We start from the raw sequence: 13,587 nt of genomic DNA, 5'->3' as shown, positions 1-13,587 counted from the left end.
TGTGAATCCCTATTTAGGGCGCATGTCTTCCGCACAATCAGACAGTTCCTCCGGTCCCGGCTGGCATGCCACGACCATCCTCTCGGTTCGCAAGGACGGCCAGGTCGTCATGGCCGGCGACGGCCAGGTGTCGATGGGCCAGACCATCGTCAAGGGCAACGCCAAGAAGGTCCGCCGCATCGGCAACGGCCAGATCATCGCGGGCTTCGCCGGCGCCACGGCCGACGCCTTCACGCTGTTCGAGCGGCTCGAGGCCAAGCTCGAGCGTCATCCCGGCCAGCTCCTGCGCGCCGCGATCGAACTCGCCAAGGACTGGCGCACCGACCGCTACCTGCGCAAGCTCGAGGCGCTGATGGCGGTGGCCGACAAGGACGTGTCGCTGCTGCTGTCGGGCACGGGCGACGTGCTGGAGCCCGAGGGCGGCATCATCGCCATCGGCTCGGGCGGCAACTACGCGCTCTCCGCGGCGCGGGCGCTGATCGACGTGGAGGGGCTCGACGCCGAGGCGATCGCGCGCAAGTCGATGAAGATCGCCGCCGACATCTGCGTCTACACCAATCACAACATCGTCCTCGAGAAGCTCTGATTTTCCATGAGTAACGACTTTTCCCCGCGCGAGATCGTCTCCGAGCTCGACAAGCACATCATCGGCCAGCAGGAGGCCAAGCGCGCCGTCGCCATCGCGCTGCGCAACCGCTGGCGCCGCCTGCAGCTCTCCGATTCGCTGCGCGACGAGGTGCTGCCCAAGAACATCCTGATGATCGGCCCGACCGGCGTCGGCAAGACCGAGATCGCGCGGCGCCTCGCCAAGCTGACCAATGCGCCATTCCTCAAGGTCGAGGCGACCAAGTTCACCGAGGTCGGCTATGTCGGACGCGACGTCGAGCAGATCGCACGCGACCTGATGGAGGCCGCCATCGAGATGGCGCGCGAGAGCCTGCGCAAGGACGTGAAGGCCAAGGCGGAGCTCGCCGCCGAGGACCGCGTGATCGACGCGCTGTGCGGCGCCAATGCCAGCGAGGAGACCAAGCTGCGCTTCCGCCACAAGCTGCGGGCCGGCGAGCTCGACGACCGCGAGATCGAGATCGAGGTCGCGGACTCGGGCGGGCCGATGCAGTTCGAGGTGCCGGGCCAGCCCGGCGCGTCGGTCGGCATGATCAACATCGGCGACATGCTGGGCAAGGCGTTCGGCGGGCGCACCAAGAAGCGCAAGATGACGGTGGCCGACAGCTACCAGACGCTGATGCGCGAGGAGAGCGACAAGCTCCTCGACCAGGAGCGTGTCGTGCGCGAGGCGCGCGACATGGTCGAGCAGAACGGCATCGTCTTCATCGACGAGATCGACAAGATCACGGCCCGCAGCGAGTACCGCGGCGGCGGCGACGTGAGCCGCGAGGGCGTGCAGCGCGACCTGCTGCCGCTGATCGAGGGCACGACCGTGAACACCAAGCACGGGCCGGTGAAGACGGACCATGTGCTGTTCATCTGCTCCGGCGCGTTCCATCTCGCCAAGCCGTCGGACATGCTGCCGGAGCTGCAGGGCCGCCTGCCGATCCGCGTCAGCCTGGCCTCGCTCAGCCAGGAGGATTTCCGCCGCATCCTGACCGAGCCCGAGGCCAGCCTGGTGAAGCAGTACAAGGCGCTGATGGCGACCGAGAAGGTCGAGCTCGACTTCAAGCCCGACGCGATCGACGAGCTGGCGCGCCTGTCGGCCGACATCAACGAGACGGTCGAGAACATCGGCGCGCGCCGGCTGCACACGGTGATGGAGAAGCTGCTGGAAGAGATCAGCTTCACCGCCTCGGACAGGCCGAACACCAAGATGGAAATCGACGCCGCCTATGTCCGCTCGCACGTCAGCGAGCTGGCGAAGAACGCGGATCTCTCGAAGTTCGTGCTCTAGAAATTGCCTCCCCATCCGAATGGGGAGGAAAAGTCTAAAGGCAATACGCCGCGATCAGGTCGACGAGATAGGCGGGGCCGTTCAGGCCCCACAGGATGAACGACACGATCGTCGCGGCCACGACCAGGCTGGCCAGCCCCCAGAGCAGCACGGGGCGCCAGCCGGCGGTCATGCCGGCTGCGGGGCGGCCGCCGGACGCGCCAGCCGCTCCTCGACGATCGGGTAGTGCAGGGCGGCCGAGACGAGGCCGAGCGCGATCGAGATCCACCACATCATGTCGTAGTTGCCCTGCAGGTCGAACAGGCGTCCGCCGCCCCAGCCGCCGAAGAAGCTGCCGACCTGGTGGCCGAAGAAGACGATGCCGTTCAGCATGGTGACATGGACCGGCCCGAAGATGTAGCCGACCAGTGAGGTGGTGAGCGGCACGGTGCCCAGCCAGAGGAAGCCCAGGGCGGCCGCGAAGATCAGCACCGAGGCGGCCGACAGCGGCGCGATCACGAAGCCCAGGAAGACCAGCGAGCGCAGCAGATAGAGGGTCGACAGGAGGTTCTTGCGCTTGAAGCGGTTGCCCATCGAACTCCACAGGATGGCGCCGGCGATGTTGAAGAGGCCGACCATGCCGATCGCCCAGCCGCCCAGTTCGGCGGGGGACAGCTGGATGCCGAACAGCGACAGGCCGATTCCCTTGTCGGAGATGTAGGCCGGCAGGTGGCCGCCGACGAAGGCGACGTGGAAGCCGCAGACGAAGTAGCCGACCACCAGCAGGACGTAGCTGCGCTGGGCGAAGGCCTCCGACAGCGCCTCGGCCGTGGTCTGGCTGCCGCCGCTCGCCTTCCGCGAGGCCGCGATCTCCTTGCGATCGTTGAGGCCGAGGGGCAGCGCGATCATGATCACGGCCAGCGCGGTCAGCGCCCACATGGTCGGGCGCCAGTCGCCGAAATAGTTCTGCAGCACCGCGGCCAGCGGCACGATGAAGAACTGGCCGAACGAGCCGCCGGCCGAGCAGATGCCCACCGCCAGCGCCTGCTTGGCGGGCGGGGCCACGCGCAGGATCACGCCCAGGACCGGGCCGAAGGTCGCGGCGGAGAGGCCGATGCCGACCAGCACGTTGCCGACGATCAGCATGAGGCCGTCATGCATGGTGGCGGTGACGATCATGCCCAGGACGTAGAGGACGCCGCCGCCGGCGATGGTCGGTGCGGAGCCGAACCGGTCGGCCAGACGCCCGGAGAAGGGTGCGATGGCGCCCATCAGCAGCATCGACAGCGCCGTGCCGAAGGAGAAGAGTTCGCGCCCGACATGGAGTTCGGCGGAGATCGGCTTCAGGAAGATTCCGAAGCTCTGGCGGACGCCGAGGCCGATGGTGAGCACGAGGAAACCGCACCAGACGGCGGTCCAGTAGGAGCGTTGGGTCATGGCCGCAACCTGAGGCGATGAGTGCCGGGTGGCAAGATGTTCGGCCACAGTGTTTCCATAGAATTACTTCATGCCGTCACAAGCTACGATGTGGCACAAGATATCCATGGCGCGATTGCGGTTCCTGTGCGGCTTGGCAGCTTTCCTGCTGGTTTTGGCAGGAAGCGCGTCGGCCGCGCCGCGGCTAGAGCGCGAGCGCTGTGCCTTCAAGCCGCCCAAGGGCGACCGGGTCGAATGCTTCGTCCTGGTGGTGCCCGAGAATCGCGAGCAGCCGCAGGGCCGCGAGATCAAGCTGAAGGTCGCCATCCTCAAGGCCAAGCGCACGGCCGGCGTCGAGCCGCTCGTCTATCTGTCCGGCGGGCCCGGTGACGCGCCGCTGGTGGCCTCGGCGCCGGGCGCCGACGCGCTGAGCGAGGGCGACTGGTGGAACGAGACGGCGGCCATCCGCCGCCGCCGCGACGTCGTCATCCTGAGCCAGCGCGGCGCCGGCGGCTCGACACCCAATCTCGACTGTTTCGACACCCGCACCTCCGATCCCGCCAAGGCGCGCCGCCGCGCCGTGACGGAACAGCAGGAGCGCGACATCCTGGTCCGCTGCCGCGCCGGACTCGACCGGCGCAAGATCGATCTCGCCATGTACACGACGCCGGCGCTGGCCGACGACGTGGCCGATCTCGCCGCGGCGCTGGGCCAGAGCAAGATCAACCTCTACGGCGTGTCCTACGGCACGCGCTGGGCCCTCGAGGTGATGCGCCGCCATCCCGACCTGGTGAGGGCGGCGGTGCTGGACGGCGTCTATCCACCCCAGGTCAACGGCGAGCAGAACGAGCCGGAGATCGTGCGCCGCACCTTCGAGCAGCTCTACAAGGACTGCGAGGCCGATGCCGTGTGCCGCGAGCGCCAGCCCAACCTGCGCGGCGAGGTCGAGGCCTTGATCACCGGCGCCGAGCGCACGCCGCTGGAACTCTCGATCACCCTGGAGGACGGGTCGCACGCGGTGCGGCTCGACGGCACCCAGGTGATGATGGTGATGCTCAACATGATGCGCGAGGGCGAGGCGGCCTCGATCCCGGAGATGGTGACGGCCGCGCGCAAGGGCGACATGCGGCTGCTCAAGCTCTACGCCGAGGACCTCGAGACCAACGACGGCGGCCTGATGGAGCAGAACGCGCAGCAGTTCGACGGGCTCTACAACAGCGTCGAATGCCGCGAGACCTGGCCGATGGTCGATCGCGCGGCGCGACGCAAGGCGATCGAGACCAACGGCATCTACGGGCTGAACGCCCGGGCGAGCAAGTCGCCGACCTTCTGTCCGGTATGGCGCGTGACCCCCGCGCCCGCCGCCGAACGCCAGCCGGTGAGGTCCGAGGTGCCGACGCTGCTGCTGAGCGGCGGCTACGACTGGCTGACCCCGCCCGCCTGGGCGCGCGAGGCGGCAAAGACGCTCCCGGCCTCGCGCAACGTCGTCTTCAGGGCCCAGGGCCACGGGGTCGTGGTGCAGGATGCCTGCGCCGCGCGCCTGCGCGACGTGTTCATCGAGGATCCGAACCCCAAGCGCGCGCTGCCGTGCCGTCCCGACACCGCGCCGAACTTCACCGCCGCCTGGGAACGCGCGCGCAACATGCCGTGATCTTGCTTCCCTCTCCCGCCCGCCGCGCGGGCGGAAAGGTCGCTTGAGGTGATGCGCCGGTTCGATACGTTGGCGCAAAGGGAGACGAAGCAATGAACCGCGTGCTGGCCCATACGGGCGTCCAATATCCGATCGTACAGGCGCCGATGGGCTACATCGCGCGCAGCCAGCTCGCCTCGGCGGTGTCCAACGCCGGCGGCCTCGGCATCATCGAGACGTCGAGCGGCGAGGTCGATGCCTGCCTGGCCGAGATCGAAAAGATGAAGACGCTGACCGACAAGCCGTTCGGCGTGAACCTGCCGCTGCTCTTCATCCGCGAGCCGCGGGTCGTCGACATGGTGGCGAAGTCGGGCGTGAAGTTCGTCACCACCTCGGCGGGCTCGCCGGCCAAGCTGCTGCCGACGCTGAAGGCGGCGGGACTTATCGTCTATCACGTGGTGCCCAATCTCTCCTCGGCGCTGAAGGCCGTCGAGGCGGGTGTCGACGGGCTTATCGTCGAAGGCGGCGAGGGCGGCGGCTTCAAGAATCCCGACGACGTCTCGACCCTGGTGCTGCTGCAGGCGGTGCGGGAGAAGACCGACGTGCCGCTGATCGCGGCGGGCGGCATCTGCGACGGGCGCGGCATGGCGGCGGCCTTCGCGCTCGGCGCCGAGGGCGTGCAGATGGGCACGCGCTTCGTGAGCTCGGCCGAGAGCCCGGTGCATCACAACTACAAGCAGGCGATCGTCGATGCCGACGATACCGGCACGGTCATGCTGAACCGCAAGTCGACGCCCTGCGTGCGGGCGCTCAAGACCCAGCGCACCGCGGAGATCGAGCGCGAGGGCTCGTTCGACCGCTCGATCTTCGGCTCGGTGAAGGACGTCTATTTCGGCGGCGACATGGAGGCCTCGCTGGCGCTGGCCGGCCAGACGGTCGGCCTGATCCACGAGGTACTGCCGGTGGCCGAGATCATCCGGTCCACCGTGGAGGGCTTCCACGCCATCCGCCGCCGGCAGGGCGAAAGGTCCCTGGCCGGCGGCTTCTGAGGCGTCCTACTTCAGCAGATCCGGCGCGATCAGCCGGGGCAGGAAGAGGGCGATGTCGGGCCAGATGATCATCGCCGCCAGCACCACGATCATCGGCACCAGCATGATCAGCGTGTCCTTCAGCGCATAGCGCAGCGGCACGCCCGCGACGGCACAGGAGATCATGAGGCAGAGCCCGTAGGGCGGCGTCACCAGGCCGAAGGCCAGCGAGACGATCGACACGATCGCGAAATGGACGGGGTCCATGCTCACCGACTTGGCGAGCGGCTCCAGCACCGTGCCGACGATGATGATCGCCGGGATGGCGTCGAGGAAGCAGCCCACGACGAGGAACACGAAGGCGATGAAGAAGCCGACGCCGATCGGGCCCATGCCCCAGGTGGTGACGTTGGCCAGCAGTTCCTGCGGGATTCGGTAGTAGGCCAGCAGCCAGCCGAAGGCGGAGGCCGTGCCAATGCAGAACAGCGCCACCGAGGCGAGTTTTCCGGTGTCGACCAGCGCCTTGTACAGCTCCTTCGGGCCCATCTCGCGATAGACCACGATCGACAGCACCGCCGAGTAGAGCACGGCCACGCAGGCCGATTCGGTGGCGGTGAACCATCCCGCGAGGATGCCGCCCACGATGATGACGGGCGTCATCAGCGCCGGGATCGACACCCAGATCGACTTCAGGAGTTCGAGGAAGGTCCCGCGCGGGTAGGTCGGGTAGCCACGCTTGACCGCATAGACGTGGACCGTGGCCATCTGCGCGCCGGCGATCAGCAGGCCCGGTACGACGCCCGCGAGGTAGAGCGCGCCGATCGAGGTCGAGATCAGCCCGCCCCACACGATCATCAGGATCGAGGGCGGGATGATGACGGCCAGCACAGCCGAGACCGCCGTGATGGCGATCGAGAAGGAGAGGTCGTAGCCCTCGCGTGTCTGAGCATCGATGAAGATCTTGCTCTGGCTGGCGGCATCGGCGGTCGAGGAGCCGGAGATGCCGGCGAAGAAGACCGAGAGCACGACGTTGATCTGCGCCAGCGAGCCCGGGAAGCTGCCGACGATCGCGCGTGACAGTGCCACCAGCCGGTCGGTGATGCCCCCCACGCTCATGAGGTTCGCCGTCAGCAGGAAGAACGGCACGGCGAGCAGGATGAAGGAGTTGTAGGCGTTGAAGGTTTCCTGCGCGAGCATCATCGTGCCGAGGCGTGGCTCGAGATAGAAGAGCGGCAGGCAGGCCAGCCCCAGCGCGAAGGCCACCGGCACGCGCAGTACCAGAAGTACGAAGAAGCAGCCGAACAGGATGGAGGCGGCTTCGCCGGCCGAGAAAAGCGCGCCGGTCATGTCGGGCTCCCGCCGAGAAGGATGCGGAATTCGTCGTAGAACTGCTCGCCCAGGAAGACGATCCAGGTCACCGCCGCGACGGGCCAGGCGATGTGGATCATCCAGAGCGGCAGGTCCGCGAGCTCGGAAGTGCGATACCAGGCGAACCGCGTGAACTCGATGCCGCCCACCACGAAGACCAGGGCGAAAGCCAGGATGCCGAGCCGGGAGGCGATGCGGACCGCCGCCTCGCCGCGGCGCGGCAGGGCGGGCCACACGTCGACCTCGAAGTGCGAGGCTTCGCGCACGCCGATCATGGCGCCGATCATGATCATCCAGATGAACAGGAAGCGCGCCATCTCCTCGGTCCAGATGTAGGACGGGATCAGCGCGGTGTAGCGCGAGATCATCTGCAGAGTGACGGGGATGATGATGACGGCGACGGAAAAGGCGAGGAGCCCTGTCAGAAATTGGGCATAGGCGGCCGTGAATCGGCGCCAGGGGCCGGGCGGCGAGACAGAGGAGGGCATTCGGGAACCGTTGTCTGGGAACGCCTCCGGCCGGGCGGCCGGAGAAAAGCGCAGCGGAGCCGGGGCCCCGCTGCGCGCACGGGTCAGTTGGTGGCGACGATCTGTGTGAAGATGCCGTCGGCGCCGATCTCCTTGGCGTAGGCTGCCATGACCGGATCGACCAGCTTCTTCATCTCGGCGCGATCCTTGAAGGGAATGCGCTTCAGCTTGCCGGCCTTCTCCAGCGCGACGAGCTTCTGCTCATCCTCGGAACTCTCGACCTGGCGGCCATAGGCGCCGGCTTCCTTGCCGGCCCTGACGACCGCGTCCTGCAGGTCCTTGGGCAGCGACTTGAAGGTCTTGCCCGAGAAGCAGACCGGCCGGATGGTGATGGCGTGCTCGGTCATCGCGAGGTTGGGCGCCACCTCGTAGAACTTCATCGATTCGACGCCGGCGGCCTCGTTCTCGCCGGCCGAGATGACGTTGTTCTGGATGGCGTTGTAGACCTCGTTGTAGGCGATGACCGTCGGCGACATGCCGGCCGCGGCGAAGGTCTTGGACCAGATCGGCGCGCCCTGCACACGGACCTTGAGGCCCTTGATCTCCGCCAGGTTGCTGACCGGCTTGTTCACGAAGATGTTGCGCACGCCGCCGCCGGCATAGCCGACCAGCATCACGTCGGCCTTCTGCGCGATCTCGCCGGCCACCGGCTTCAGCAGGTCGAGGTCGAGCACCTTGTTCCATTGCGCGAGGTCGCGGAACAGGAACGGCGCGTCGATGAACGGCGCGGCCTTGGAGAAGGTCGACATGTGGGCCGGCGAGACGATGGCGTAGTCCACCGCCTTGCCCTGCGCCATGTACTCGAAATACTGCTTCTCCAGTCCCAGCGACGAGTTGCGGTGGAGCACGAAGTTGATCGGCTTGCCGTAATACTGCTTCACCAGCTCTTCGAACTTGAGCAGCGTCTTGTTGAACGCGTGGTCGTCGTTGAACTGGACGGCGCCGTTCAGGGTCAGCGGCGCCTGCGCGTTCGCGATGAACGGCGCGGCAAGAGTCGTGGCGGCGATACCGCCCATCAGCAGTCTGCGCTTCATGTCGTTTCCTCCAATGGCCCTGTTTTGGTTCGGAGACCGGGACCCAAGCGCGGACTATGCATGCCTTTCGGGTTCCGCGCGACCGGTTGTCAGACAACCTCCGTCTTTTTCGGGAGGCTGGTCCGGACTTTGCGTCGGGTTGTGCAGGCGAGCGTTATTCGATATCATCGAAACACATAAATATTCTGTATAATGTCCCTCGGTCTTCCCTCCCCGATCCTGTCCGCGAACTTCAACGGGCCTTTCGTCCCGAAGCTCGTGTCGGTGCTGCGCGAGGGCTACGGGCTGGCGGCCCTGCGCGCCGATGCGATCGCCGGGCTCACGGTGGCGATCGTCGCGCTGCCGCTCTCGATGGCCATCGCCATCGCCTCGGGGACGACGCCGGAACGCGGACTGTTCACCGCGATCGTCGGCGGCTTCCTGATCTCGGCGCTGGGCGGCAGCCGCTTCCAGGTCGGCGGGCCCGCCGGCGCCTTCATCGTGCTGGTCGCCGGAACCGTGGCGCGCCACGGAATCGAGGGAATGCTGCTGGCCACCATGATGGCCGGCGTCTTCCTGCTGGCGGCCGGGGTACTGCGACTCGGCACCTTCGTGAAGTTCATCCCCTATCCGGTCACCGTGGGTTTCACGACCGGCATCGCCGTCATCATCTTCGCCAGCCAGATCAAGGACCTGTTCGGCCTCACCCTGCAGGGAAAGGAGCCGGGAGAGTTCGCCGCCAAGCTGGAGGCGCTCGCGGGTGCCGCCGGCACCCTGAACGCGGCGGCCGTCGTCCTGGCGTTCGCGACCATCGGCATCATCGTCGGCCTCAAGAAGCTCCGGCCGAACTGGCCGGGCATGCTGGTCGCCGTCGTGGTCACCTCGCTCGCGACCGTTCTCCTCGGCCTGCCCATCGAGACGATCGGCAGCCGCTTCGGCGGCATTCCCTCCATGCTGCCCGCGCCCAGCCTGCCCGACCTGTCGCCGGCGAAGATGCTGGCCGTGCTGCCGGATGCGCTCTCCTTCGCGCTGCTGGGCGCCATCGAATCGCTGCTGTCCGCCGTGGTGGCCGACGGCATGACCGGCCGCCGCCACCGCTCGAACTGCGAGCTGGTGGCCCAGGGGGTGGCCAACATCGCGGCGTCCCTGTTCGGCGGCATCTGCGCCACCGGCACGATCGCCCGCACCGCGACCAACGTGCGTGCCGGGGCGCGCGGACCGATCGCCGGCATGCTTCACTCGGTCTTCCTGCTGGGCTTCATGCTGCTGGCCGCGCCGCTGGCCGCCTACATTCCCCTGGCCGCGCTGGCCGGCGTGCTGTCCGTGGTCGCCTGGAACATGGCCGAGAAGCACGAGTTCGCGACTCTCATCCGGTCCTCGCGCGGCGATGCGGTGGTCCTGCTGTCGACCTTCCTGCTCACCGTGTTCCGCGACCTGATGGAAGGGATCGTGGTCGGCACGGCGCTCGGCGTCCTGCTGCTCATCCAGCGCCTCACCGCCACGGCCGGCATCGTGGCCCAGCCGGCCCGCGCGCCCTTCGCCGCCGATCTCGTCACCGATCCGCGCGTGATCGTCTACCGCCTGTCCGGGGCCTTCTTCTTCGGCACGGCCTCGACCGTGGGCGCGGTGCTCGACAACATCGCCGACCAGCACAAGGCCTTCGTCATCGACCTGACCGCCGTGCCCTTCGTCGATTCGACGGCGGCGAACGTCATTGCGGGCGCCGGCCGGAAGGCCGCCCGGCACGGCGTCCGGGTCTACGTCACCGGCGCCTCGCCGTCGGCGCGGCACGCCCTGCTCCGGGCCGGCGCGGTTCGGCCGCAGGTCCGTTACAAGCGGACGGTCGAGGAGGCCGTGCAGGAGGCGCATCTCCTGTAGGATGGCCCATGGCCTCCATCGTCCCGATCTCCAGCCCGTTGCTGCGGGCCGAAATCTCGTCCACCGGCGCCGAACTGGTGCGCCTGCAGGACTCCGCCGGCGCCGACCTGCTGTGGGACGGCGATCCCGCCTTCTGGACGGGCCGCTCGCCGCTGCTGTTTCCCATGGTCGGACGGGCCCGCGGCGATCGCATCATGGTCGCGGGACGGGCCTACGAGATGGGCCAGCATGGCTTCGCCCGAACCTCGACCTTCACGCCGGTGCGGTCCGATGCGGCCTCCTGCACCTGGCGCCTCGAGGCCAGCGAGGAGACGCGGCGGCGCTATCCGTTCAATTTCCGGCTCGACGTCACCTATCGCCTGGAGGGCGCGACGCTGCACATGGAGGCCGACGTCACCAATATGGATGATGCGGTCATGCCGGCGTCGTTCGGCTTCCATCCGGCGCTGCGCTGGCCCCTGCCGTACGGCAAGCCGCGGTCGGCGCATGAAGTCGTCTTCGAGAAGGACGAGCCCGCGCCGATCCGGCGGCCGGTCGATGGGCTGCTGAGCACCGCACAATTCCCGACGCCGGTGCGCGATCGTCGCCTGCCGCTGAGCGACGAACTCTTCGACGCGGGCGCGCTGATCTTCGACACGCTGGCCAGCCGCAGCCTCGTCTATGGCGGCGCCATCCGCGTCGATTTCCCGCGCATGCCCCATCTCGGCCTCTGGACCAGGCCCGGCGCCGGCTACGTCTGCATCGAACCGTGGCAGGGCTATGCCAGCCCCGAAGGCTTCGACGGCGACTTCGCCGACAAGCCCGGCATGGTCGCGATCGCGCCGGGAAAGACCGAAACCTTTGCGATGGCGATCAGCGTTTCGCCGCCAGGCTCCTGAACAGGGCGTCGCTGCGGTCGTCGGCGGGGAAGAAGCTCTCGATGCGGACTTCCTGCAGGGTGATGTCCTGCGGCGTGCCGAGCGTGGCGATGGTGGTGAAGACGGAGAGCGCCTTGCCGCTCACCAGGTAGTCGACCGTCAGCATCGGCGGCGGCCGTTCCTCGAAGCGCAGCTTGCGGAACGAGGCCGGCACGTCGGGATAGGCCATGATCTCCTCGATGAACGCCAGCGCCCTGGGTTCGCCGCCGGCCGCCAGGATCTCGGCATAGGTCGCCGCGACGAGGTAGCGCGCGACCTCCTCCCAGTTGGAGATCTTGGAGCGCAGCGCCCTCGGATCGAGGATCCAGCGCAGCAGGTTGGGCGGCTTGCCTGGCGGCGGCGGGGGCGGCGGGCCCTCGAACAGGAACACGGTGAAGGCGTTGGCCGCCTCGTTGGCCTGAAGCAGGTTCCACAGCCGGTCGATGACGACGGCCGGGTAGGGCTCCTGCTGCTTCAGGATGAAGTCGATGGCCTGGCGTACCGGCGCGAGCTCGGGCGCGGCGAGGTTGCTCTCGCGATAGGCGGGGGCGAAACCCGCCGCCAGCAGCATCTCGTTGCGCTGGCGCAGCGGCACATCGAGCGCCGTCGAGAGCTGCACCACCATCTCGCGGCTGGGCCGGGCGCGGCCCGACTCGAGGAAGCTGACATGGCGTTGCGAGACGCCCGACTGCAGGGCGAGCGAGAGCTGGCTGGCGCCGCGACGGCGGCGCCACGAGCGCAGCATGGGCCCGAACATGTCGGGCTGGGACGAGGAGGCGATGCTCATGGGGTGGACCCTATCACCGGGCCGCCGGTACGCCGATTACCTGCCCGGTAATTGAGGAAGGCTCGGGGCGATGCGATGTCCGGGGCGTCCACAACACAAGGAGGACGACATGAACGCTTCATCCGACCGACTGCTCCGCCGCACCCTGTGGGCGAACGCCGTCCTGTCGATGCTCTCGGGCGTGGGCCTCGCGGCCTTTGCCACGCCTCTGGCGAAGCTCGCGACCCATGCGCCGGTGACGGTCCTGGGCCTCGACCTCGCGATCGTGTTCGAGCTGCTGGGAATCGGCTTCGTGCTGTTCGGCGCCGTGTGCGCCTGGGTGGCCGCGCAGTCCCGCCTGCCGGTTGCCTGGGCGAGGGCGATCTTCCTGCTCGATGCCTCGTGGGTCGTCATCACGCTGGGCATCCTCGCCCTGCCGGTCCCGTGGACCGGGGCGGGTTATGCCGGCGTCGCCGTCATCGGTCTGGTCGTGGCCGATCTCGCGATCCTGGAGTATCTCGGCCTGCGCCGCCTGGGCGCCGCCACGGCCTGATCGGCGTCGCGGCCGGCCTGCCGGCCCATCATCATCGCGCCCCGGCCGCGTGCCAGGGCGTCACCGCGACCGGAGGAAACGACCATGGACAGACTGAAGCTGCTGAACGACGTCAAACTGCCCTTCGCCGAGCTGCTCGGCCTGCGCTTCACCGAGGCGAGCGACACGCGGGTGAAGGCGGAAATGACCGTCCGGCCCGAGCTCTGCACGCGGCCCGCCATCCTGCATGGCGGCGCGGTGATGGCCTTCGCCGACACCCTGGGCGCCGCCGCCACCGTGCTCAACCTGCCCGAGGGCAAGGGCACGACGACGATCGAGAGCAAGACCAACTTCGTCGGGCCCGCGCCGGTCGGCACCACGGTGATCGGCGAGACCACGCCGGTCCATCGCGGCCGCCGCACCATGGTCTGGACGACGCGCATCACCACCGCCGAGGGCAAGCTCGTGGCGGTGGTCACGCAGACGCAGATGGTGCTCTAGAGCCGTTCCAGGTCACATTGACCCACTTACCTCATCCTGAGCGACCGTCGTGAGGGTCAAGCGTTTGCCCATGGCTTTTTGTCCCTGAGGATTGCGTTGAGGATGGTCACGAGCTTGCGCATGCAGGCGACGATGGCGACCTTTGCGGGC

14 protein-coding genes are annotated in these 13,587 nt (G+C 67.9%); 8 read left to right on the top strand and 6 right to left on the bottom strand.

Annotation, left to right across the window (positions count from 1 at the left end; translation table 11 throughout):
* Positions 1 to 22 precede the first annotated feature (22 nt).
* Both hslV and hslU read left to right on the top strand, forming a co-directional pair.
* Positions 23 to 586, top strand: coding sequence for an ATP-dependent protease subunit HslV (gene hslV, locus LJ725_RS08255; RefSeq protein ID WP_230550175.1), 564 nt, complete (start codon positions 23 to 25; stop codon positions 584 to 586).
* Between the two features lie 6 nt (positions 587 to 592).
* Positions 593 to 1,903, top strand: coding sequence for an ATP-dependent protease ATPase subunit HslU (gene hslU / locus LJ725_RS08250; protein WP_230550174.1), 1,311 nt, complete (start codon positions 593 to 595; stop codon positions 1,901 to 1,903).
* A 34-nt stretch (positions 1,904 to 1,937) separates the two neighbouring features.
* Here the strand turns inward: hslU and LJ725_RS08245 are convergent, their stop codons facing one another.
* Together LJ725_RS08245 and LJ725_RS08240 are read right to left on the bottom strand one after the other, a co-directional pair.
* Positions 1,938 to 2,075 carry a hypothetical protein gene (locus tag LJ725_RS08245; protein WP_230550173.1) on the bottom strand — a complete coding sequence of 46 codons (138 nt, stop codon included), beginning with the start codon at positions 2,073 to 2,075 and terminating at the stop codon, positions 1,938 to 1,940.
* Entirely contained in the window at positions 2,072 to 3,319 is a 1,248-nt protein-coding gene (locus LJ725_RS08240; protein WP_230550172.1) for an MFS transporter, read from the bottom strand. The genes LJ725_RS08245 and LJ725_RS08240 overlap by 4 nt, the downstream gene beginning before the upstream one ends.
* 106 nt (positions 3,320 to 3,425) lie before the next feature.
* On the opposite strand from LJ725_RS08240, the gene LJ725_RS08235 reads away from it, so the two are divergent.
* Together LJ725_RS08235 and LJ725_RS08230 are read left to right on the top strand one after the other, a co-directional pair.
* Entirely contained in the window at positions 3,426 to 4,949 is a 1,524-nt protein-coding gene (locus LJ725_RS08235; protein WP_230550171.1) for an alpha/beta fold hydrolase, read from the top strand.
* Between the two features lie 92 nt (positions 4,950 to 5,041).
* Positions 5,042 to 5,977 (top strand): NAD(P)H-dependent flavin oxidoreductase, encoded by a 936-nt coding sequence (locus LJ725_RS08230; protein ID WP_230550170.1) that lies wholly within the window; start codon positions 5,042 to 5,044, stop codon positions 5,975 to 5,977.
* A gap of 6 nt (positions 5,978 to 5,983) precedes the next feature.
* Here the strand turns inward: LJ725_RS08230 and LJ725_RS08225 are convergent, their stop codons facing one another.
* From LJ725_RS08225 to LJ725_RS08215, 3 genes are all read right to left on the bottom strand, one after another.
* Positions 5,984 to 7,303: a TRAP transporter large permease gene (locus tag LJ725_RS08225; RefSeq protein ID WP_230550169.1), complete on the bottom strand. Its 1,320-nt coding sequence runs from the start codon at positions 7,301 to 7,303 to the stop codon at positions 5,984 to 5,986.
* The gene (locus LJ725_RS08220) at positions 7,300 to 7,812 is read right to left on the bottom strand and encodes a TRAP transporter small permease (protein WP_230550168.1); all 513 of its coding nucleotides are present in this window, start codon (positions 7,810 to 7,812) and stop codon (positions 7,300 to 7,302) included. The genes LJ725_RS08225 and LJ725_RS08220 overlap by 4 nt, the downstream gene beginning before the upstream one ends.
* A gap of 83 nt (positions 7,813 to 7,895) precedes the next feature.
* Positions 7,896 to 8,885: a TRAP transporter substrate-binding protein gene (locus tag LJ725_RS08215; protein WP_230550167.1), complete on the bottom strand. Its 990-nt coding sequence runs from the start codon at positions 8,883 to 8,885 to the stop codon at positions 7,896 to 7,898.
* A 192-nt stretch (positions 8,886 to 9,077) separates the two neighbouring features.
* On the opposite strand from LJ725_RS08215, the gene LJ725_RS08210 reads away from it, so the two are divergent.
* Positions 9,078 to 10,742 carry a SulP family inorganic anion transporter gene (locus LJ725_RS08210; RefSeq protein ID WP_230550166.1) on the top strand — a complete coding sequence of 555 codons (1,665 nt, stop codon included), beginning with the start codon at positions 9,078 to 9,080 and terminating at the stop codon, positions 10,740 to 10,742.
* Between the two features lie 8 nt (positions 10,743 to 10,750).
* Positions 10,751 to 11,620, top strand: a complete 870-nt coding sequence (locus LJ725_RS08205) for an aldose 1-epimerase family protein (RefSeq protein ID WP_230550165.1) — start codon at positions 10,751 to 10,753, stop codon at positions 11,618 to 11,620.
* Here LJ725_RS08205 and LJ725_RS08200 read toward each other — a convergent pair.
* Positions 11,595 to 12,425: a helix-turn-helix domain-containing protein gene (locus LJ725_RS08200; protein WP_230550164.1), complete on the bottom strand. Its 831-nt coding sequence runs from the start codon at positions 12,423 to 12,425 to the stop codon at positions 11,595 to 11,597. The genes LJ725_RS08205 and LJ725_RS08200 overlap by 26 nt on opposite strands.
* 109 nt (positions 12,426 to 12,534) lie before the next feature.
* On the opposite strand from LJ725_RS08200, the gene LJ725_RS08195 reads away from it, so the two are divergent.
* Together LJ725_RS08195 and LJ725_RS08190 are read left to right on the top strand one after the other, a co-directional pair.
* Positions 12,535 to 12,957 carry a hypothetical protein gene (locus LJ725_RS08195; RefSeq protein WP_230550163.1) on the top strand — a complete coding sequence of 141 codons (423 nt, stop codon included), beginning with the start codon at positions 12,535 to 12,537 and terminating at the stop codon, positions 12,955 to 12,957.
* An 84-nt stretch (positions 12,958 to 13,041) separates the two neighbouring features.
* A complete protein-coding gene (locus LJ725_RS08190) occupies positions 13,042 to 13,437 on the top strand; it encodes a PaaI family thioesterase (RefSeq protein WP_230550162.1) in 396 nt (131 codons plus the stop codon).
* Positions 13,438 to 13,587: the final 150 nt, after the last annotated feature.

The sequence above is a fragment of the Reyranella aquatilis genome, assembly GCF_020880995.1.
GTDB classification, from domain to species: Bacteria; Pseudomonadota; Alphaproteobacteria; order Reyranellales; family Reyranellaceae; genus Reyranella; species Reyranella aquatilis.
This window is presented reverse-complemented; position numbering and strand designations above follow the sequence as displayed.

Excerpts from the sequence above, each read along its gene's own strand:
- LJ725_RS08205 (WP_230550165.1), top strand. The coding sequence starts at position 10,751 with ATGGCCTCCATCGTCCCGATCTCCAGCCCGTTGCTGCGGGCCGAAATC.
- LJ725_RS08245 (WP_230550173.1), bottom strand. The coding sequence starts at position 2,075 with ATGACCGCCGGCTGGCGCCCCGTGCTGCTCTGGGGGCTGGCCAGCCTG.
- LJ725_RS08240 (WP_230550172.1), bottom strand. The coding sequence starts at position 3,319 with ATGACCCAACGCTCCTACTGGACCGCCGTCTGGTGCGGTTTCCTCGTG.
- LJ725_RS08190 (WP_230550162.1), top strand. The coding sequence starts at position 13,042 with ATGGACAGACTGAAGCTGCTGAACGACGTCAAACTGCCCTTCGCCGAG.
- LJ725_RS08215 (WP_230550167.1), bottom strand. The coding sequence starts at position 8,885 with ATGAAGCGCAGACTGCTGATGGGCGGTATCGCCGCCACGACTCTTGCC.
- LJ725_RS08230 (WP_230550170.1), top strand. The coding sequence starts at position 5,042 with ATGAACCGCGTGCTGGCCCATACGGGCGTCCAATATCCGATCGTACAG.
- hslV (WP_230550175.1), top strand. The coding sequence starts at position 23 with ATGTCTTCCGCACAATCAGACAGTTCCTCCGGTCCCGGCTGGCATGCC.
- LJ725_RS08235 (WP_230550171.1), top strand. The coding sequence starts at position 3,426 with ATGGCGCGATTGCGGTTCCTGTGCGGCTTGGCAGCTTTCCTGCTGGTT.
- hslU (WP_230550174.1), top strand. The coding sequence starts at position 593 with ATGAGTAACGACTTTTCCCCGCGCGAGATCGTCTCCGAGCTCGACAAG.
- LJ725_RS08210 (WP_230550166.1), top strand. The coding sequence starts at position 9,078 with ATGTCCCTCGGTCTTCCCTCCCCGATCCTGTCCGCGAACTTCAACGGG.
- LJ725_RS08220 (WP_230550168.1), bottom strand. The coding sequence starts at position 7,812 with ATGCCCTCCTCTGTCTCGCCGCCCGGCCCCTGGCGCCGATTCACGGCC.
- LJ725_RS08200 (WP_230550164.1), bottom strand. The coding sequence starts at position 12,425 with ATGAGCATCGCCTCCTCGTCCCAGCCCGACATGTTCGGGCCCATGCTG.
- LJ725_RS08225 (WP_230550169.1), bottom strand. The coding sequence starts at position 7,303 with ATGACCGGCGCGCTTTTCTCGGCCGGCGAAGCCGCCTCCATCCTGTTC.
- LJ725_RS08195 (WP_230550163.1), top strand. The coding sequence starts at position 12,535 with ATGAACGCTTCATCCGACCGACTGCTCCGCCGCACCCTGTGGGCGAAC.